General features: G+C 58.6%; 19 protein-coding genes. 10 read left to right on the top strand and 9 right to left on the bottom strand.

Features of this window, described 5'->3' with window-relative positions:
• Positions 1–196 precede the first annotated feature (196 nt).
• The 9 genes from H586_RS0109460 to H586_RS0109405 form a co-directional block, all read right to left on the bottom strand.
• Positions 197–1,081: a DMT family transporter gene (locus H586_RS0109460; protein ID WP_011367168.1), complete on the bottom strand. Its 885-nt coding sequence runs from the start codon at positions 1,079–1,081 to the stop codon at positions 197–199.
• A gap of 248 nt (positions 1,082–1,329) precedes the next feature.
• Positions 1,330–1,569, bottom strand: coding sequence for a hypothetical protein (locus H586_RS0109450; protein ID WP_011367167.1), 240 nt, complete (start codon positions 1,567–1,569; stop codon positions 1,330–1,332).
• Positions 1,570–2,075: 506 nt separating this feature from the next.
• Complete coding sequence (locus tag H586_RS0109440) at positions 2,076–2,423, bottom strand: DVU0772 family protein (RefSeq protein ID WP_011367166.1); 348 nt, start codon at positions 2,421–2,423, stop codon at positions 2,076–2,078.
• Between the two features lie 283 nt (positions 2,424–2,706).
• Positions 2,707–2,841: a hypothetical protein gene (locus H586_RS21130; protein ID WP_267878613.1), complete on the bottom strand. Its 135-nt coding sequence runs from the start codon at positions 2,839–2,841 to the stop codon at positions 2,707–2,709.
• A 178-nt stretch (positions 2,842–3,019) separates the two neighbouring features.
• Positions 3,020–3,754 (bottom strand): MgtC/SapB family protein, encoded by a 735-nt coding sequence (locus H586_RS18805; RefSeq protein WP_011367165.1) that lies wholly within the window; start codon positions 3,752–3,754, stop codon positions 3,020–3,022.
• A gap of 337 nt (positions 3,755–4,091) precedes the next feature.
• Entirely contained in the window at positions 4,092–4,886 is a 795-nt protein-coding gene (locus tag H586_RS0109420) for a fumarylacetoacetate hydrolase family protein (RefSeq protein ID WP_011367164.1), read from the bottom strand.
• An 86-nt stretch (positions 4,887–4,972) separates the two neighbouring features.
• Positions 4,973–6,637, bottom strand: a complete 1,665-nt coding sequence (locus H586_RS0109415) for a ribonuclease J (RefSeq protein ID WP_011367163.1) — start codon at positions 6,635–6,637, stop codon at positions 4,973–4,975.
• Positions 6,610–7,359, bottom strand: a complete 750-nt coding sequence (locus tag H586_RS0109410) for a lysophospholipid acyltransferase family protein (RefSeq protein ID WP_027181900.1) — start codon at positions 7,357–7,359, stop codon at positions 6,610–6,612. The genes H586_RS0109415 and H586_RS0109410 overlap by 28 nt, the downstream gene beginning before the upstream one ends.
• A gap of 211 nt (positions 7,360–7,570) precedes the next feature.
• A complete protein-coding gene (locus tag H586_RS0109405) occupies positions 7,571–9,361 on the bottom strand; it encodes an asparagine synthase-related protein (protein ID WP_155891371.1) in 1,791 nt (596 codons plus the stop codon).
• A gap of 349 nt (positions 9,362–9,710) precedes the next feature.
• On the opposite strand from H586_RS0109405, the gene rpsB reads away from it, so the two are divergent.
• The 10 genes from rpsB (at position 9,711) to dxr (ending at position 19,056) form a co-directional block, all read left to right on the top strand.
• The gene (rpsB, locus tag H586_RS0109400) at positions 9,711–10,493 is read left to right on the top strand and encodes a 30S ribosomal protein S2 (protein ID WP_011367160.1); all 783 of its coding nucleotides are present in this window, start codon (positions 9,711–9,713) and stop codon (positions 10,491–10,493) included.
• A 23-nt stretch (positions 10,494–10,516) separates the two neighbouring features.
• Positions 10,517–11,113 carry a translation elongation factor Ts gene (gene tsf / locus H586_RS0109395; RefSeq protein ID WP_011367159.1) on the top strand — a complete coding sequence of 199 codons (597 nt, stop codon included), beginning with the start codon at positions 10,517–10,519 and terminating at the stop codon, positions 11,111–11,113.
• 190 nt (positions 11,114–11,303) lie between these two features.
• Positions 11,304–12,464, top strand: coding sequence for a DegT/DnrJ/EryC1/StrS family aminotransferase (locus H586_RS0109385; RefSeq protein ID WP_027181898.1), 1,161 nt, complete (start codon positions 11,304–11,306; stop codon positions 12,462–12,464).
• Positions 12,461–13,231, top strand: coding sequence for a glycosyltransferase family 2 protein (locus H586_RS0109380; RefSeq protein ID WP_011367157.1), 771 nt, complete (start codon positions 12,461–12,463; stop codon positions 13,229–13,231). The genes H586_RS0109385 and H586_RS0109380 overlap by 4 nt, the downstream gene beginning before the upstream one ends.
• A 65-nt stretch (positions 13,232–13,296) precedes the next feature.
• Positions 13,297–14,013 (top strand): UMP kinase, encoded by a 717-nt coding sequence (gene pyrH, locus H586_RS0109375; RefSeq protein ID WP_011367156.1) that lies wholly within the window; start codon positions 13,297–13,299, stop codon positions 14,011–14,013.
• 5 nt (positions 14,014–14,018) lie between these two features.
• A complete protein-coding gene (frr, locus tag H586_RS0109370; RefSeq protein WP_011367155.1) occupies positions 14,019–14,573 on the top strand; it encodes a ribosome recycling factor in 555 nt (184 codons plus the stop codon).
• Between the two features lie 211 nt (positions 14,574–14,784).
• Complete coding sequence (locus tag H586_RS0109365) at positions 14,785–15,516, top strand: isoprenyl transferase (protein WP_027181897.1); 732 nt, start codon at positions 14,785–14,787, stop codon at positions 15,514–15,516.
• The gene (locus H586_RS0109360; RefSeq protein WP_011367153.1) at positions 15,513–16,322 is read left to right on the top strand and encodes a phosphatidate cytidylyltransferase; all 810 of its coding nucleotides are present in this window, start codon (positions 15,513–15,515) and stop codon (positions 16,320–16,322) included. Before H586_RS0109365 ends, H586_RS0109360 begins: the two co-directional genes overlap by 4 nt.
• A gap of 30 nt (positions 16,323–16,352) precedes the next feature.
• Complete coding sequence (locus H586_RS0109355) at positions 16,353–17,828, top strand: pyridoxal phosphate-dependent decarboxylase family protein (RefSeq protein WP_027181896.1); 1,476 nt, start codon at positions 16,353–16,355, stop codon at positions 17,826–17,828.
• Between the two features lie 4 nt (positions 17,829–17,832).
• Positions 17,833–19,056: a 1-deoxy-D-xylulose-5-phosphate reductoisomerase gene (dxr, locus tag H586_RS0109350; protein ID WP_027181895.1), complete on the top strand. Its 1,224-nt coding sequence runs from the start codon at positions 17,833–17,835 to the stop codon at positions 19,054–19,056.
• Positions 19,057–19,112: the final 56 nt, after the last annotated feature.

Below are 19,112 nucleotides of genomic sequence, written 5' to 3'. Positions count from 1 at the left end.
GCCAGAGGGACTATCTATAAAACTGCTTTTATTTAAATATGATACAGGAACAAAACATGCGACTGCGCAGCGTCTGCGCACTGGTCTGACCAGCCGCCCCGCCAAGGTGGTTGAACCAATGCAGGCACTGTGGCCGCAGGCAGGCAGACATCTGTTGTCTGCTGCGCCCGTCCGGTGACAGTGCCGCGCGTCAGGTTCAGCCTCTGGTCGCCAGCAGAATGCCGCCGATAACCAGCAGCCCGCTGGCAAGATGTATGAACCCTACCGGCTCACCCAGCAGCAGATACGCTGCCAGTCCGGCAAAAACAGGTATCGAGTAATACAGCACACCCGCAAGGGAAGAACCGAGAATGCCGACGGCCTTGTTCCAGAGGAAATAGGCGGTGAGCGAAGCGCCTAACCCTATGTACAGCAGGCAGCCGACCACCAGAGGTGTGAACTGCACGGCCGGCCCTGTCCAGGCATCTGCCACATAGGCAGGTGTAAGCATGATCAGTCCGGGAATAAATGTGGCTACCAGAAAAGCGCTCTGCGAAACCCCCTGCGGCCGCTGACGGGCAAGCACGGAATACACGGCAAAACATACGGCTGCCAGCAGCATCCACAAATCGCCCTGAGTGAATTCAAGCTGAAGCAGAGCCTGAACGTGCCCCCGTGAAATAAGTACCAGCACCCCGCAAAGCGCCACCACAAGCCCGGCCACACGACGGGGGCTGATCGCCTCGCCCAGAAAAATTCTGGCAAACAGAAACATGAACACAGGCGATGACGTGGCTATAAGCGACAGGTTGACCGCCGCAGAGGTACGTCCGGCCATATACACCATGGTATTGAAAATGGTTATGCCCACAAACGCCGTAAGCAGAAAATACCATTTATGCGCCACAATGGCCGGCCAGTCACGGCGGAACGCACTCCAGCCCAGCGGCAGCAGCGCAGCGCTGGCAATACCCCAGCGCCAGAACGAAGTCGCCAAAGGGGAAAGCGCCTCGTTAAGCAGTCTGGCCACGACAAAGTTGCCAGACCACAACACAATGGCTGCAAAAGCAGCCACATAACCGATTCCTTTTCCTTCCTGCATGCACGCACTCCTGCAAATAATTACCGGTATGCATAATGGCAGCTTTCCCCCGCATACCGGAACGCGGATACTCGGCCGAGGTGCCTTTACTGTCAACAGATTTTGCCTGCCGTGCCGCGGACCTGTACGACAACTCGGGCTGCCGCTTTTTTTTGTGCCTGCCCGCGCATGAGCCCCGGCAGCCGATGCACAAAAAAAGGCCGCGCGGTACAGCGCGGCCTGCATAGATACACAAAGCGGCCGGAGTATCAGGCCTGCAGAGTCCGCTCGGCAATCTGGCGGAACTGTTTCAGCCCGTTGGCATCGTGCGGAAAATCAGCCTTGGCGCAACGGACGCACTCTTCACCGTAACGCTGCCACAGGCGTGCCACCTTGCCCTGCGACAGGTTTTTACCGCCCTTGCACTGGATGTTACCCCGATCGGTGAGGTTGCATCCCATTTCGGCAGCAGTGTCAAAAAAACGCTTTGCGAATTCTTCCGGCTTCATAAGGACCTCCTGATTCAAATAGCCAGGGAAATACGTCTGCATGAACGCCCGCCGGTTACGGACGCGCCGGAAAATCTCCGGCTTCAGTACGCGGTTTCAACATAAACTCCCACCAGCCGCGCAGACGCGCGGCATACCGGAAATTTCTGCCAGCTATCCGTATAACATCGGATAAAGGAGAGACACGTCCATAAGGTCACAGTTACCGGATTCCGTCAAGACCCTGCCGGAAATACGTATATTTATGCCCGGCAGCGTCATCTGCAAGCAAAAGGCTACATTTTGCATCACACAGGCATATGGTATCTGCCCGGCAGTCCGCCTGTGCCGCTGCGCACTTTTGCCGTTCCGGAGAAGCCGCAGGCAAACAACACCGCGCAGCCCTGCGCGCGGCGGGCATGCAAAAAAGAGAAGGCAGCATCTCCCCATAAGATGCCGCCTTCCAGACTCGGGTACCAAGGTCCAAGGAGTGGTGAAGAACGGTATGCGTTTCTTCAGGAAACTATCTATTCGTGGCCCAGCTCTTTTTTAAGCCAGGCCTTGATCTCTTCGGTGGGCTCGCAGATGCCTTTGAGGTCGCCATGCTCATGCAGCCATCTGTTTGCCAGATGGTCGGGCAGCTCGATAGTGGCCAGTTCTTCCGCTTGTTCCGAATTTCTGCGCACAAGCCGCACAACCGGTCTGGCCCCCCAGGTATCCACCACAAAATAGGTGGAAACATCATCCTTGGAGCGCACAGGCGGATACTCCGCGTGCCAGTCGTTGTTGCCCCATTCCAGATACATGGTCACCGCATGTTCGGGACTCAGATTCCAGTCGATATCAAGATTGCCGAAGCGAGCCAGTTCACTCATGTGTAGCCCTCCGTATACTCTCATTCTGTATCCGCGGCGGAACGGGCTGCCACACCCGTTCCGTCGCGATGCCTTGTGAAGGTAGGCAGGGCGGACTGCCACGTCGCCCTTGATTTAATAGTAACAATTCTTATTCTTTGGTCAAGCATAAAATCAAAAAAAGATGACTGTGCGGGCGGCGGAGTATGCTTTCTGCCGGTATACGGGCTAACCGCCGGATACAAAAAAGCCGCCCCCCCTGTACGGGGTGCGGCTTTATCTACCTGATTTGCGGTCAGAAACATCAGCCTGCCAGTAACTGCCACAGACTGAAACCGAAAGCTGAAGCCAGCATGAAAAGCCATGGCGCACCATCGAATGCGGCCACTTTTACTCTGGCACGGGCTGCGCGCGCCCGCTGCGGATATCTGGTACTCACGGTGCACCTCCATGGCTCACCTTTACGGCGCTGTACTCGTGCCGTGCGGTATGCAGTGCGGCACATTGGTATACTAAGGCCTGTGACGGGCCATGACAACCCCCGCGGCAAAAAGAGGTCCGGCACGATGTGCTGCCGGTGGCGGCAAAGGGTGCGCGCAGCCTGCGCACTGCGCTCACTACGGAACAGGAGCCTCTTCCATATGCAGGCTGGCCAGCCCGTCAAGCTGTCGCAGGCTGGAAGCCATGGCCGACCAGCCGGCATGTTCGCTGCCGCGCACACGGAACACAAACGTAGTCATGCCGGAATCGACATTATGCTCGTAGCCCACCGGTTGAATGGCAAAGGCTTCGTAACGCTGAAGCACAGGCATCAGTTCCATGACGGTGATGTCGGTTCCGTACAGACACAGGGTAAGAGTCATTCTGGTGGAACGCCGTACAAAGCGCCCCACAAATGTGGGCAGAAAAAAAAGAATGGTCACCACGACAAAAGTTGCCAGAATGGCAGGCAGAATAAGCCCCGCCCCCACAGCCAGACCGATGCCCGTGACAATCCACAGGCTTGCCGCCGTGGTCAGTCCGTGAACGGAACCGCGTCCTTTCAGAATAGCCCCCCCGCCCACGAAGCCTATGCTTGCAATGGCGTACGAGGCAATACGGCCGGGATCCACACGCACCACTGATTCCACTCCCCAGGTGCGGAACATCTCGGGTATCAGCAGCGACATCTGCATCATCAGGCACGCACCCACCGCGACAATCATGTTGGTACGAAACCCCGCCGCCTGCCCCCGTGTTTCCCGTTCGTAGCCGATGACACCGCCCAGCAGGGCAGCAATGACAAACTGCCCCATGCGCATCAGATCATATACAGAAAACGTCAACCCCATGAATGTGGACGCTGTGACCATTGATTATACCTCCGGAAAACTGAACACGCGGCACCACGCCGGCTGTAAGACAGCATACTAAAAGGGCCGCCGGTATAAAAGAGGGATTTCGGGAAAAATTTCACATGCCATCGCAAAACACGTTCCGTACCCGCGCCGCCAACACAGCACCACATGTTCCGCCGGACCTGTGCCGAAACGGACAGCCGGAAGCCCCTGCCACATACCCGCAGCGCACGCGGTCATTGCCGCACCGGCACAAAGCAGTGCACGTATGCTCAGCCTGCTTCAGGCACAGGGCGGGCCGGCTGCAAATCAAAAAAGCCCTTCCGCCGGAGCAAAAAGGCCTTCATTGCTGTCACTGGACAGGCGGCTCCGACTCCGGCCCTTCCTGCCCGCTGCCGGAAGGTTCCCGCAGCACGGGGTTGATGAGCAGTCCTACGCCGTCAATCTCCACGCGCACCTCGTCGCCGTCTTCCAGCGGTCCCACACCGGCGGGGGTTCCCGTCAGTATCAGATCACCGGGCAGCAGCGTCATCACGCGGGAAACGGCCGCCACTATCTCGTGCGGCGAAAAAAGCATATCCGCGGTGCTGCCCTGCTGTCTCAGTTCACCATTCACCATGGCTCTGATGCCCAGCGAAGAAAGGTCGGGCACTTCGGTCTCTATCCACGGCCCCACGGGAGCAAATGTGTCAAACCCCTTGCACCGGCCGAAAAGACCGTCACGGGACTGCAGGTCGCGCGCCGTCACGTCGTTGGCGCAGGTATAGCCGAAAACATGCGCCGGAACATCCTCGGGAGTTATATTGCGTGCGGCACGCCCGATAACCACCCCCAGTTCCGCTTCATGCTCCACCCGCCCCGATTCGGCAGGCAGTACCACAGGCTGTCCGCTGCCGATCACGGCACTGGAGGGCTTGAGAAAAAAGACCGGTTCTTCCGGCACGGGAAAGCCTATTTCTTCCGCATGGTCGCGAAAATTCATCCCCACACAGACGATCTTTGAGGGAGTGACCACAGGCAGCACTGCAATATCCTCAAGAGCTATGGGGTCGTTAAGCCCCAGCTGCGGATTGAGACAATGCACATGATTGCCGTCCAGCCTGCCGTAAAAGGAATGGCCGTTATATCGTACCCTCAGCACGCGCATCAGGTTTTCTCCTTCACAGGTCGCTGCATTGCGAAAAACACATGACACGGCGGCGGACCCATGCATTCCGCCGCGTCTGCTGCCGGTCAGACCACCGTGACCATGGGCACCACCACAGGATCGCGTTCAAGTACCTTGCGGAAAAAACGCCTCAGGGTACTGCGTATCCTGTCCTGCAGGTATGTCACATCGCCGGGAGGAATATTTTCGAACAGGTCCAGAATAATGCATTTGGCATCTTCCAGCACATGATTGTAATGCTGTTCAAATACAAACCCCTTGGAGACAATGTCGGGGCCTACCAGAATCTCCCATATATTTTCATCCACAACCATGACTACCACAACCATACCCTCGCCGCCAAGGATATGACGTTCGCGCAGCACAGACTGCCCCACATCGCCCACACCCTTGCCGTCCACGAGCACGCTTTCCACATTGATATGCGCTTCGCGGCGCACACCGTCGCGGGTAAGAGTCAGCGGATCGCCGTCTTCAAGGATAAGCGAACACTCAGGCGGTACACCGCACTCCACGGCCAGACGGCTGTGCTTGACCAGATGCCGGTATTCTCCGTGCACCGGCACAAAATGGCGCGGACGCACGGTCTGCAGCATCAGACGCAACTCTTCGCGATGCGCATGCCCCGAAGCATGAATGGCCTGCACCTTGTCGTAGTACACCTCTGCACCCAGCCGGTACAGATTGTTTATAAGCCGCGTTATGGCCCGGGTATTGCCGGGAATAAACCGCGATGACATGATGACGGTATCGCCGGGATGGATGTCCAGCAGCTTGTGCTCGCCGGAGGCAATGCGCGAAAGGGCGGAAAACGGCTCGCCCTGCGAACCTGTGACCAGCAGCACTACATTTTCGTCTGCCATGCCGCCTATGTCGGCGGCATCCACATACGTGCCGCCCAGTATGCGCAGGTACCCGAGCTCTCGCGCCAGATCCACGTTATGCATCAGGCTGCGGCCCGAAACGGCAACCTTGCGCCCGAAACGGGCGGCGATGTCGAAAACCTGTTGTATTCTCTGAATATGACTGGAAAAAAGAGTAATAATCACACGACCTTTCGCCTGAGAAAAAATCCGCGTGAACGTGGTCTGTATTTCACGCTCGGAAACGGAAAAGCCTTCACGCTCGATATTGGTGGAATCCGAAAGGAGCAGGTCCACTCCGTCTTCCTGAGCAAAACCGCGAAAGGCCTCTAGGTCGGTGAAATGCCCGTCAATGGGGTCGGGGTCTATCTTGAAGTCGCCGGTATGCACCACCCGTCCCGCAGGAGTTTCGACCCCCAGCCCGTATCCTTCGATAATGGAATGACACACGGGAAAGAAATGAAAAACCATGTCGCCGATGGGACACGGCTTTTCCGGTCCCACCGTCACCAGGCGCACCCTGTCCAGCAGGTTGTGCTCGCGCAGTTTGGATTCCACCAGCGCCAGCGTGAAACGCGACCCGTAAATGGGCACCTGAAGGTACGGAAGCAGCCAGGGCAGCGCGCCTATATGATCTTCATGCCCGTGCGTCAGTACAATGCCGAGCATGCGCTCTTTCTGCGCCAGTATGTACTCAAGCCGGGGAATGACCACATCCACGCCCAGATGGTAGTCGTCCGGAAACATCAGCCCGCAGTCCACAAGCACACTGCCCGCGGGGGTTGACCACAGTGTGCAGTTCAGTCCTATTTCACCGCAGCCGCCCAGCGGCGTCAGCGTCAAGAAAGGGTCTTGGTGTTCCGGCATGCACGCATCTCCTGATAGGCGATTTCCATGGAATCGCGCAGCGTATCACTGAAAATATTCTTCTCATCCTTGGAGTAGGATGCAGGGTCGACAGGGGGCAGAGCCCGCAGGTTCACATCGCGCCTGCTGCCCAGCATCAGGCGCCCCGAAGGCAGCAGGTCTGCGGAACCTTCCAGCACCAGCGGCACCACGGGCAGACCGGCACGCTGGGCAATAACCGCACAGCCGGCGCGGAAAGCACCCAGCGTCTGCGGATTTCTGTTGCGGGTTCCTTCCGGAAAAATAATAAGCGACCGGCCAGACGCCGCTGTTTCCACCGCGGCTTTCATGCTGCGCACCGCTTTGCGCGCATCGCCGCGCTGCACACCTATGTGCCCGCCGGCTTTCAGACATGTGCCGAAAAAAGGAATGTCGAGCAGACTCTGCTTGGCCATAAAAGCAGGATACCAGTCCCGCACGGCGCGCATGACAAGCGGTATGTCAAAGTTGCTCTGATGGTTGGCCACAAACAGTACTGGATTTCCCCGCAATGAATCAGGCACAGCGCTCATGTCGGCATGCAGCCGAATTCCCGCCAGCCGCAGCGCCATGTCCATCCACCACAGTGAACAGTTACGCACGCCGTTGCCCCGCGGATTCAGCCTGCCGCGCAGCAGCAGCACGGGAATGGTGGCCACGGTAACCGCTATGTATACACTATAAAACCATATAGTTCTTAACAATGCCATAATCCGGTCAAAAGACACAAAGCAAAAAGAGAAAGCAAAAAGACACAAAACAAAGGCAGATCACGAGTTTTCACAAAACGTGGTCTGCTTTACCGTGGACGTCACCGGAATCTTTCCCGACTCCGGCGCACGGCACAATCAGCCGCGTGAATACGCTATCGTAAATGCCCCCGACAAACAAGCGGCAACGAGCAGACGCCCCCGCTCAGTCCAGCAGCGCCTGCGCACCGCCGTAACAGCCCGGGCGCGCCCCGTCTTCCGCTATCCAGTGCAGCACCAGCCGGTACAAAAGCATCTCGGCCATGTTCATATCCACAAGGCTGACTATCCCCCGCCGGCGCAACGCCTGCACAGCATCCATATCCACGTCATCGGGCAGGCACTCCGCCAGTTCCAGTGCGCGGGACAGATAACGGCTGCGCCGCCACTCGAAACGCAGCCCCACTGCCACCGCAAGACGCCAGGGCAGACGGTCCGCCGCCCAGCAGAGCAGGCGCTGTATGTCCATGCGGCCCATATTGAGCAGCTGGTCGGCACACAGATACGGATGCCTGTCCATTTCCGGAAAATGCCTGCTTATAACGGCGCGGTATAGTGCAAAACCGCCCCGCAGCGATGCAGGCAGACGGAAGACAGCCTCCCAGAACTGCCGCCCGCTGCCCAGTGAAAGAGGAATGTTTCTGCCGCTGCAGCACATGTACGGATTGACCGCGGTCCTGTGCCGCATCCGCTCCAGTGCGTAATAACGCGCCGCGGCGTCGACACCGCTCCCGTGTTCGCGTGCGAAGCGGTCAAAAGCGTCATATACGCCGTCCATCATGGCCTCGAAAAAATCACCGCGGAAAAGAGCGGAACAGGCCAGCCATGCGGGGTTGTCCTGCCCACGGCACCGCCGGTCCTTCAGTTCATCCAGCGTGCAGGTAACAGCCCCGCCGCCGATGAGATTGCCGGCGAAAAGACCGTCCCACACGCCCTGCTGGCCTACGGGCACGGCGCGCAACACCCCGCTGATAAACAGGTTCAGGCTGCGCGTACCCGTGCAGGATGCCAGCATGTAATCCAGATAATCGGACGAGCTGAAAAAATCCGCCCCGACACTCCACTCTTCGCGTTGGAGCCCGAACTGGCGGGCCACCCTGCGGGCAAAACGCCGTTCGGCGCCGGCACTGTGCTCGGGCTGAGAGACAATGACCGCACGGGGTACTGCGCCGTGCCGCACAGCCAGCGCCAGCTGCAGACGTGAATCAATGCCGCCGCTCAGCATCACTGCTGCTTCAGGAAAACGGCGGACAAGGCATTCCGCCTCGGCATGCAGAGCCTGCGCGACGGCCTCGGCACTGCGTTTGACGCCGATGTCGGTATCCACCGCCGGCAGCTGCCAGTAAGGCCCCGTGATCTGCGACCGCCCGCGCCCGTGATCATCCAGACGCAGCAGGGAGGCAGCAGGAAAACGGGTCACGCCGCGCAACAGGGTGGCACCGCCCAGCATATGCCCCACGGCAGCCAGCGCTCCCATTCCCGCAGGGTCAGGACGGCGCGCATCAGGCCGAACAGCGGCCACGGCACGTATTTCCGAAGCGGCACACAGTCCCCGGTCAGCATCGTGCACGTACAGCGGGTACGCCCCGTGCGGATCAGACACCAGCAGCCATACACCGCAGGAGCGGTGATGCCACACAGCGCAGAACACCCCTTCCAGCGAACACAGCCACGTACGGATGCGTTCCTCATCAGCCAGTATATCGTCCCCGGGCCGCTGCAGCGGCGTAAATCCATGCCCCGCGGCCACACCGCACACAATGACGAACGATTCTCCCCCGCTATGACGGAACACGCTCACATCCTGTCCGGCGGCACTGACACCGGCGGCACCGCCGGATCCCGTCTCCAGCACGGACACTCTGGAAGGGCCGTGCCCCTGAGCCTCCAGCATGGCAAGCACCGCCTGCACATCCCCGGCTGCATCACCCGTGGCGCACACCGCTATTTTCATCATATCCTCCGGCACAGATTACGCGAAAACAGACAACAGGCTCCGCCCCATAACAATATAGTGCTGTCCATATCACGAGCGGGCAACATGCGGAACAGAAAAACCACAATGTTTCACGGATAACAGATGATTACTCACATTGAAACGCTCCGGCCGCCCGGCGCCGCTTTTCCGTCGCGGCAAAGCGCCGCATGTTTATGCTTGCAAGAGAATCTGAAACGGCGTATAGGGCACTGTTTTCATAATCAAGCACACTCCGGTATCAGCCCAGGGTGCCCGTTCCCCGTCTGCGGACGGTACGGGTCGAGGGTAACGGCCGGTGTGGAAGAAACAAAACCCCAGGAGAAAGACAATGGCTTACGTAACTATGAAAGGAATGCTGGAAACCGGCGTTCACTTCGGTCACCAGACCCGCCGCTGGAACCCCAAGATGGGTACCTACATCTTCGGCGCCCGTAACGGCATCCACATCATCGACCTGCAGCAGACCGTAAAGCTGTTCCGCACGGCCCATGACAAAGTGGTCGACACCGTTGCACGCGGCGGCAAGGTTATCTTCATCGGCACCAAGCGTCAGGCTCAGGAAGCTGTGCAGACCGAAGCCGGACGCGCCGGTCAGTACTACGTGACCAACCGCTGGATGGGCGGCACCCTGACCAACTTCCAGACAATCCGCAAGAGCATCGACCGCCTGAAAAAGCTCGAAGTCATGTTCGAAGACGGCACCGTGAACCGCTACCAGAAAAAGGAAGTGCTTCGCCTGCGCCGTGAGATGGACAAGCTGAATCTGGTTCTGGGCGGCATCAAAGATATGGAAAACCTGCCGCAGCTGGCTTTCATCATCGACCCCAACCGCGAAGACATCGCCGTTAAGGAATGCCGCCGCCTCGGTATTCCGATCGTGGCCGTTACCGATACCAACTGCGATCCCGACCTGATCGACTACGTCATTCCCGGCAACGACGACGCCATCCGCGCCATCAAGCTGTTTGTCGGCCACATTGCCGATGCCTGTCTTGAAGGCGAGGCCATGCGCAAGGAAACCAAAGCCGAGAACGCTGAAGAAGCCATGAAGCAGGCTGCCGAAGCTGAAGCCGAAGCTGCTGCTCCCGCTGCCGAAGAATCCGCCGAATAACGAAGCCCTCAGGAGTTTTTGATATGGCTGCTATCACTGCCGCAATGGTTAAGGAACTGCGCGAAAAAACCGCCGCAGGTATGATGGACTGCAAGAAAGCCCTGCAGGAATGCGACGGCGACGAAGCAAAGGCCGTTGACTGGCTGCGCCAGAAGGGTCTTTCCAAGGCCGCCAAAAAGGCCGACCGCGCCACCTCCGAAGGGCTGATCGGCTCCTACATCCACTCCAACGGCAAAATCGGCGTCATGGTTGAGCTGAAATGCGAAACCGACTTCGTGGCACGTAACGAACAGTTCATCGAACTGGCCAAAAACCTGGCCATGCAGATCGCCGCCACCAACCCCGTGGCCGTGGACGAAAACGGCGTGGATGCAGAACTCATCGAACGCGAACGTGCAGTCTACCGCGAAAAGGCTCTTGCCGAAGGCAAGCCCGAAAATATCGTGGAAAAGATCGTTGATGGCGCTATCAAGAAGTACTACAAGGAAGTATGCCTTCTTGAACAGCCCTTCATCCGTGATGACAAGAAGGTTATCCGCGATCTGCTGAACGACACCATCGCCACTCTGGGCGAAAACATCACTGTCGGCCGTTTCTGCCGCTTCCAGCTGGGAGCGTAACGGCCGAGTCGGGGTTTTCCCCTGACGGACGACCCGGTTATAAAGGGGGGGCACACAGCCCCCCTTTTTTTGGGCAACGGCCGGTGGCGCCGCATGACTGCACGCGGCCCCGTGGCAACAGGCAAAAAAACATCAACCCCGCGGCAGATTTCGGGCGTTTTCACCCCCAACGTAACGGAGCCCGCTTACAATGCGTGAGTCCTTTCTGGTTTTCGGACAGCCCCTTATCGAACAGGACGAAATAGACGAAGTCGTGGACTCCATGCACAAGGCATGGATCGGCACCGGTCCCAAGGTGCATCAGTTTGAACGCGATTTCGCCGCATACAAGGGCGTGGCGCATGCCGCCGCCGTCAACTCGTGCACGGCAGCCCTGCACCTTGCCTGTCTTACACTCGACCTTGCACCCGGCGACGAGGTGATAACCACCGCCATGACCTTCTGCGCGTCGGTCAATGCCATCATCCATGCCGGCGGTACTCCCGTGCTGGCTGATGCAGACCCCGTCACGCTTAATATTTCGGCCGAAACCATAGCCCCGCACATCGGCCCGCGCACCCGCGCCATCATGGTGGTGCACTACGCAGGACGCTGCTGCGATATGGACCCCATAATGGAGCTGGCCCGCAAACACGGTCTGATTGTCATCGAAGACTGCGCCCACGCCATTGAAAGCGAATACAAAGGGCGCAAAGCCGGCACCATAGGGCACATAGGCTGCTTCAGCTTTTACGCCACCAAAAACATCGTCACCGGCGAAGGCGGCATGATCATTTCTGACGACAAAGCCGCCATAGACCGCTGCAAAATAATGGCACTGCACGGCATGAGCGCCGACGCATGGGCCAGATTCAGCGATGCGGGCTACAAGCACTATCAGGTTGTTGATCACGGCTTTAAGTACAACATGATGGATATTCAGGCGGCCATGGGCATCCATCAGCTGCGGCGCGTGGAAGAATACTGGAAACGCCGCGCCTGCATATGGCAGAAGTACAATGAAGGACTGGCCGGACTTGGCATAGGCCTGCCCGCCGACGCCGAGGAACATACCCGCCATGCGTACCACCTGTACACCATACGGGTGTCGGCCGCGTGCTGCGGCGTGGAACGCGACGCCATGCTTGAAGCGCTGAGGGCGCACAACATAGGCGTGGGCGTACACTATCTGGCAGTTCCCGAACACCCCTACTACCGGCGCCGTTTCGGCTGGGACCCGGCAGACACTCCGGTGGCCACAGCTTACGGGCGCGAGACTGTCAGCCTGCCCCTTTCCCCCAAACTGTCAGACGGTGATGTGGACGATGTCATAGAAGCCATCCGCGCCATCTGCACGGAATCTGCCAGATGAAATCCGGAATAACGGGGCTGGTACTCACATATAACGGCGGGCGTCTGCTGGACAAATGTCTGGCGTCGCTCGCATTTTGCGACCGGGTGCTGGTGGTGGATTCATTTTCTACAGACAGCACGGTGGAGATAGCCCGCAACCGCGGCGCCGATGTGCTGCAAAACCCATGGCACGGCCCTGCGGCACAATTCGAGTTTGCCCTGGCGCAGATTGATACGGAATGGGTCGTAAGCCTTGATCAGGATGAAATATGCACCCCCGCCCTGAGTCAGGCGGTGCAGAAAACCGTACGCACCGCTCCGGCCGGTCTTGCCGGCTGCTATCCGCGCCGCCGCAACTGGTACCACGACCGTTTCATGAAGCACTCCGGCTGGTATCCCGACAGGTTGTTGCGGGTGTTTCGTCCGGCACTCATGCAGGTACATGTAAGCGGTGCCCATTATTCTTTTCACCCGCAGGGCCCCACACAGAACATCGACGCGGATATACTGCATTATCCGTACGAAAGTTTTTTTCAGCATCTGGAAAAAATCAACGCCTATGCCCAGCAGGGAGCCGATGACCTGCGGCGCAAAGGCAAAAAAGGTGGTATAGCAGCGGGTATGGCACATGGCTTTGCCCGTTTTTTCAAGCTGTATGTCATCCAGCGGGGCATGCTGGACGGACGTGCAGGCTTTATAAATGCAACGCACGGCGCGTTTTACGCATACCTGAAGTACGTCCGCGTACAGGAAGGCGACTGGGGAGCGCCGTACGATCATTCATGAACACCGCAGAAAACAGCGGTCCGCCCCGGACCGGCCAAGCATAACACTATTGAGGAAAGACAACGATGAGCGAACTGAAATACAAGCGCGCGCTGATCAAACTGAGCGGCGAGGCTCTTGCCGGCGACAAGAAGTTCGGTATTGACCCTGAAACGGTTTCGAATATATGTCGGGAAATCGCCGAGGTACTGGAAATGGGCCTTCAGGTCTCTCTGGTTATCGGCGGCGGCAACATTTTCCGCGGGCTTTCCTCATCCGCCAAGGGCATGGACAGGTCTTCGGCAGACTACATGGGTATGCTGGCCACCGTGCTGAACGCAGTGGCCGTGCAGGATGCGCTGGAAAAACTGGGACACGCCACCCGGGTGCTTTCGGCCATAACCATGCAGGAAGTCTGCGAGCCCTACATCCGCCGCCGCGCCGAGCGTCATCTGGAAAAAGGCCGCGTGGTCATATGCGCTGCCGGTACCGGCAATCCGTATTTCACCACCGACACAGCCGCTGCGCTGCGCGGTATGGAACTGAAATGCGATGTCATCATAAAAGCGACCAAAGTTGACGGCGTTTACGACAAAGACCCCATGCAGCATGACGATGCAGTCATGTACCGTCAGCTCAGCTACATTGAGGTGCTGCAGAAAAACCTGCGCGTCATGGACTCCACAGCCATCAGTCTGTGCATGGAAAACAACGTGCCCATCATCGTCTGCAACATGTACAAAGGCGGCATAAAACGTGCTGTCATGGGCGAAGACGTGGGAACCATAGTGCAAGGAGGCTAACTCACATGGATACAATTCTGCTCGAAACCGAAGAACGGATGGAAAAGGCAGTCGCCGCTCTCGACCGCGAATTCGGACGCCTGCGCACCGGACGGGCCTCCACATCGCTTGTCGATTCCATCAAGGTGGATTACTACGGCACCCCCACGCCCATCAACCAGCTGGCTTCCGTGGCTGTGCCCGACAGCCGCACCATCACCATTCAGCCGTGGGACCGCGGGGCTTTCGCTCTGGTTGAAAAAGCCATCATGCAGTCCGATCTGGGGCTTACTCCGATCAACGACGGCAAAATCATCCGCATTTCCATGCCGCCCCTTACCGAAGAGCGCCGCAAGGAACTGGTGAAGGTAGCCAAAAAGTACACCGAAGATGCCAAGGTGGCCGTGCGCAATATCCGCCGCGACGCCAATGAGCAGATTAAAAAGATGGAAAAAGACAAAGCCATTACTGAAGACGACATGAAACGCGGTCAGGACGAAGTGCAGAAGCTCACTGATGCGTTTGTTGCCAAGTCTGAAAAAGTGTTGGCCAAAAAAGAAAAAGAAATCATGGAAGTATAGCAGCGCCTGCCGGCACGGCAATGCCGGAAAACATGCGCGACATGCTTTTTGCTTGCGCCGCCGGGCCATGTCCGGCGGCGTTTTTTTACACCCGCGGTTTCTTTTTTCACGCCGCAGCAGGCAGCTGCGGCCTTGACCCCTATCGGCTTAGGGGGTACAAGATACTGTTTTCATTACAACAACATACACATACATTTCAAGGAGTTACCCCTTGACCCAACCGAAGACGCCCCAGGAACGGAGTCTGCCCGCACATATTGCCATCATTATGGACGGCAACGGCAGGTGGGCAACGGCCAGAGGGCTTTCGCGCAGCGAAGGGCACAAAGCCGGAAGCCGCGCTGTCCGCACGGTGGTCACCCGCTGCCGCGAGCTGGGCATCAGCCATCTGACTCTTTACGCGTTTTCGCAGGAAAACTGGGGACGGCCCAAAAAAGAAGTGGGGTTCCTCTTTGATCTGCTGGTCAGCTTTCTGCGTGATGAACTGCCCGCCATGGAGCGCGAGAACATCCGCCTTTCCGTCTTCGGCGATATAAGCGCACTGCCCATGGCCGCCCGCAAGGCGCTGGATCACGCCATGGCCCGCACGGCCCGCAACACGGCTCTGCATCTGAATCTGGCGCTCAACTATTCCGGCAGAGCAGACATTGTGCAGGCCTGCCGCAGACTCATGGCCGCAGGCACCCCGGAGCAGGATGTCACGGAAGAGCTTTTCAGCAGCTTTCTGTGGACAGCCGGCCAGCCGGACCCCGACCTTGTAATCCGCACCAGCGGAGAAATCAGGCTTTCTAACTTTCTGCTGTACCAGAGCGCCTACAGCGAACTTTATTTCACCGACATTGCATGGCCCGACTTCGGCAGCGAACAGCTGGACGAGGCGCTGCACGCCTATGCCATGCGCAGCCGCCGTTTCGGCCGGACCGAGGAGCAGAAACAGTCATGATCAGTTCGCACCGCAAACGCATACTCACCTCGCTCATTCTGCTACCTGTTCTGGCGGGCGCTCTGTTCATGGGCGGCTGGTTTCTTTTTGCACTCATTCTGGCAGCCGCCCTGCTGGGGCTGCGCGAATTCTACGCCATGTTCTGGCAGCGCGGCACCCGCTGCTTTTATAAAATCACCGGATACACCGCCGGTGCCGCCCTGCTGCTGGCCGGAGCCTACAACGCCCACGAATGGATGCTGGGCATCATGCTGATCTCTTTCTGGGCGGCGTCACTCAGCTTTCTCACCCGCTACGGCAGCGGTGACGATTCCGCACGTTTTCAGGATGCACAGGTGCTTACCGCAGGGCTTCTGTATCTGCCTGTCACACTGCACTTTGCACTGGGCATGCTGCCGCTGGAACTGCTGCTGGTACTTGGTGCGGCCTTTGCCTCGGACACGGGCGGATACTATGCCGGAACCTATTGCGGTAAAAAACGCATATGGCCCCGTGTGAGCCCTAAAAAAAGCTGGGAAGGCAGTCTGGGCGGCCTTATATTCTGTACCGGCATCTGTATGCTGGCCGGTGCCACCGTGGGCAATCCGCAGACTTCACTCTGGGCATGGATGCTGCTCGGCATAGTGCTGAACATTGCATCGCAGATGGGTGATTTTTTTGAATCCGCGCTTAAACGCACCATGGGGGTCAAAGATTCCGGCAGCGCTCTGCCGGGTCACGGCGGCCTGCTGGACCGCATAGACAGTCTGCTGCTTGTGCTGCCGGCATACGCGGGTGCAAGCCGCCTTGTGCCTTTTTTCCAGTAAGACAAGGGTATTTTTCAAGGACACACCTTCATGACCCGGAAACAATTCGAGACGCTTGATCTCGATAATCTGGAGCAGAATCTCCAGCAGGCAGCGGAACTGATAGCCGGACGCATCAGGGCCATTGCCTGCGACCCTGTGAAACAGAACATCAGCTTTGAAGAACTGGCAGCCATCATTCCGTGCGACCTGCCGGATGAAGGCCATGGCCCTGAAGCCGTCATAGGTGAAGTGGCGCGGCATATCGAGCCATATTCCACCCGCATCGGCCATCCCCGTTTTCTGGCATGGATAACCACCAGCCCCGGACCGGCAGGAACCATAGGCGACATGCTGTGTACCGGCCTTAATCAGGCTCCGCTGAGCTTCAAGGGCGGACCGGCCGCAACCGTGCTGGAAGAGATTGTTCTAGGCTGGTTTGCCGGCATGTTCGGCATGCCTGAAGGATGGGGCGGCACCATTGTCAGCGGCGGCACCATGGCCAATCTCATGGGGCTTACCGTGGCACGGCGCGTCCACGCTCCGCAGGTGCATGCCCGCGGCATGCAGGGGCTTGAACGGCCGCTGGTGCTGTATGTTTCCGATCAGGGGCACATGTCGGTCACCCGCTCGGCCGTGCTGCTGGGCATCGGCGAAGACAACGTGCGCGCCGTTCCCAGTGACAGTGCCTGCCGCATGATACCGCACGAACTGGAAAAAGCCGTACAGCAGGACCGCAGGGCCGGACGGCTGCCGTTCTGCGTTGTGGCGCAGGCGGGCAGCGTCACCACGGGTGCCGTGGATCCGTTGCCGGACATTGCCGCCATCTGCCGCCGCGAAAACATGTGGATGCACGTGGATGCCGCATACGGCGGTGCCGTGATGCTGGCCGACGAACTGCGCCCGCTGCTGGCCGGCATCGAACTGGCCGATTCTGTCTGCGTTGATCCGCACAAATGGTTTTTTGTACCGCTGGAATGCGGCATAACCCTTTTCCGCAGCAGAGAACAACAGCTGGAAACATTCCGTGCAAAGGCAGCTTATCTGGGGGCTGAAAATCCCCATGACCTTAAAAACACCACGTTTATCCTTTCGCGCGCCAACAGGGCCCTGAAAGTCTGGTTCGCCTTCCGCAGCTACGGCCGTCTGCGCATTGCACGCATCATACGCCGCAATATGGAGCTGGCACGGCAGCTGTACGGGCTGATGTGCGACCATCCGGAGTGGGAACCTCTTGCCCCTGCGCCTCTTTCCATCGTGTGCGGCCGCTATACCCCTTCGGCTGCTGTGCGCGGGTGCTGGACAGAGCAGCAGATTGATGACCTGCAGCTGCAGATGATTGAAGAGCTGGAACGCAGCGGCACAGCGCTGCTCACCCCCGCAGCCGTGAACGGGCGGGCCGGCGTGCGCGTGTGCATAGCAAACCACCGCACCACACCGGAAGACATTACGCTTATTTTCAACACGCTTACTGCCATAGGCACACGGATTGCCCGGCCGGATGAACATGAAACAGCAGGAGAATGACGGCGTGAATGGCTATATATCCCCCCTGCCCGACGCCGCGTGGAACAGCCGTTTTCCGCGTTCACTGGTGCTGCTGGGCAGCACCGGTTCCATAGGCACCAGTGCCCTGCGCGTGGTGGAAAGGCAGCCGGAACTTTTCCGCATCACCGCACTGGCAGGCGCCCGCAATGTGCGTCTGCTGGCACGTCAGGCGGCAGCCTACCGCCCGCCTCATCTGGCAGTCATCAACGGTACCGCTGCCGATGAGCTTGCATCGCTGCTGCCCGCCGGATACAGACCGCGCATACATACAGGACAGGAAGGATACGAATTTCTGGCCGCCCTGCCCGAAGCCGACTGCGTGCTTTCCGCGCAGGTGGGCGCTGCGGGACTGCGCGCCACCGTGGCCGCCGCCCGGGCTGGTAAAACCATCGCGCTGGCCAACAAAGAATCGCTTGTGCTTGCCGGCGGACTCATCCGCAGGCTGTGCCACGAAACAGGTGCCTCCGTTCTGCCTGTGGACTCCGAACACAACGCAATCTTTCAGGCGCTGCAGGGCCACGACGCCGCGCAGATGCGGCGCATCATTCTCACCGCGTCAGGAGGGCCTTTCCGCGGGCGTGACAGAACGTTTCTGCAATCTGTCACCCGTGAACAGGCCCTGAACCATCCCAACTGGAGCATGGGAGCTAAAATATCCATTGACTCGGCAACGCTGATGAACAAAGGGCTGGAGGTCATCGAAGCCTGCCATCTGTACAACGCTCCGCTGGAAAAGGTGGAAGTGGTGGTACATCCCCAGTCCATCATCCACTCGCTGGTGGAATACAACGACGGGTCGCAGATAGCCCACATGGGCACACCCGACATGCGCATAGCCATTGCCTACTGTCTGGGCTGGCCGCGGGTCATGCATACCGGAGTGGAACCGCTCGACCTGCTGTCAGTGGGCTGCTTAACCTTTGAATCTCCGGACATATCTCTGTTTCCATGCCTTGAGCTTGCACGGAAGGCATACGCCGGAGGCAACGGTCTGCCTGTGGTCCTGAACGCCGCCAATGAAGTTGCCGTGGACCTTTTTCTGCAGGGCGCCATCGCCTTTCTGGATATTCCCCGGCTTATCGAAGCGGCCATGCAGGCACACGATGCGGCACCGCACCAAAACATGTATGATGAGGTTGAAAGCATCCTCACACTGGATAAGACGACACGACGCGTCACGGCCGACCTTGCGGGCGCCCGCGGCTAGACGCGTTTTCTCCGCGGCCTGCGCCGCGATACTTCGGAACCCGCCTGGATAACCTA

It is taken from the genome of Oleidesulfovibrio alaskensis DSM 16109 (assembly GCF_000482745.1).
Classification (GTDB): domain Bacteria; phylum Desulfobacterota; class Desulfovibrionia; order Desulfovibrionales; family Desulfovibrionaceae; genus Oleidesulfovibrio; species Oleidesulfovibrio alaskensis.
This window is presented reverse-complemented; position numbering and strand designations above follow the sequence as displayed.

Excerpts from the sequence above, each read along its gene's own strand:
- pyrH (WP_011367156.1), top strand. The coding sequence starts at position 13,297 with ATGAGCGAACTGAAATACAAGCGCGCGCTGATCAAACTGAGCGGCGAG.
- H586_RS0109355 (WP_027181896.1), top strand. The coding sequence starts at position 16,353 with ATGACCCGGAAACAATTCGAGACGCTTGATCTCGATAATCTGGAGCAG.
- tsf (WP_011367159.1), top strand. The coding sequence starts at position 10,517 with ATGGCTGCTATCACTGCCGCAATGGTTAAGGAACTGCGCGAAAAAACC.
- rpsB (WP_011367160.1), top strand. The coding sequence starts at position 9,711 with ATGGCTTACGTAACTATGAAAGGAATGCTGGAAACCGGCGTTCACTTC.
- H586_RS0109380 (WP_011367157.1), top strand. The coding sequence starts at position 12,461 with ATGAAATCCGGAATAACGGGGCTGGTACTCACATATAACGGCGGGCGT.
- H586_RS0109460 (WP_011367168.1), bottom strand. The coding sequence starts at position 1,081 with ATGCAGGAAGGAAAAGGAATCGGTTATGTGGCTGCTTTTGCAGCCATT.
- H586_RS0109360 (WP_011367153.1), top strand. The coding sequence starts at position 15,513 with ATGATCAGTTCGCACCGCAAACGCATACTCACCTCGCTCATTCTGCTA.
- H586_RS0109420 (WP_011367164.1), bottom strand. The coding sequence starts at position 4,886 with ATGCGCGTGCTGAGGGTACGATATAACGGCCATTCCTTTTACGGCAGG.
- H586_RS0109385 (WP_027181898.1), top strand. The coding sequence starts at position 11,304 with ATGCGTGAGTCCTTTCTGGTTTTCGGACAGCCCCTTATCGAACAGGAC.
- H586_RS18805 (WP_011367165.1), bottom strand. The coding sequence starts at position 3,754 with ATGGTCACAGCGTCCACATTCATGGGGTTGACGTTTTCTGTATATGAT.
- H586_RS0109405 (WP_155891371.1), bottom strand. The coding sequence starts at position 9,361 with ATGATGAAAATAGCGGTGTGCGCCACGGGTGATGCAGCCGGGGATGTG.
- H586_RS0109415 (WP_011367163.1), bottom strand. The coding sequence starts at position 6,637 with ATGCCGGAACACCAAGACCCTTTCTTGACGCTGACGCCGCTGGGCGGC.
- H586_RS0109440 (WP_011367166.1), bottom strand. The coding sequence starts at position 2,423 with ATGAGTGAACTGGCTCGCTTCGGCAATCTTGATATCGACTGGAATCTG.
- H586_RS0109450 (WP_011367167.1), bottom strand. The coding sequence starts at position 1,569 with ATGAAGCCGGAAGAATTCGCAAAGCGTTTTTTTGACACTGCTGCCGAA.
- frr (WP_011367155.1), top strand. The coding sequence starts at position 14,019 with ATGGATACAATTCTGCTCGAAACCGAAGAACGGATGGAAAAGGCAGTC.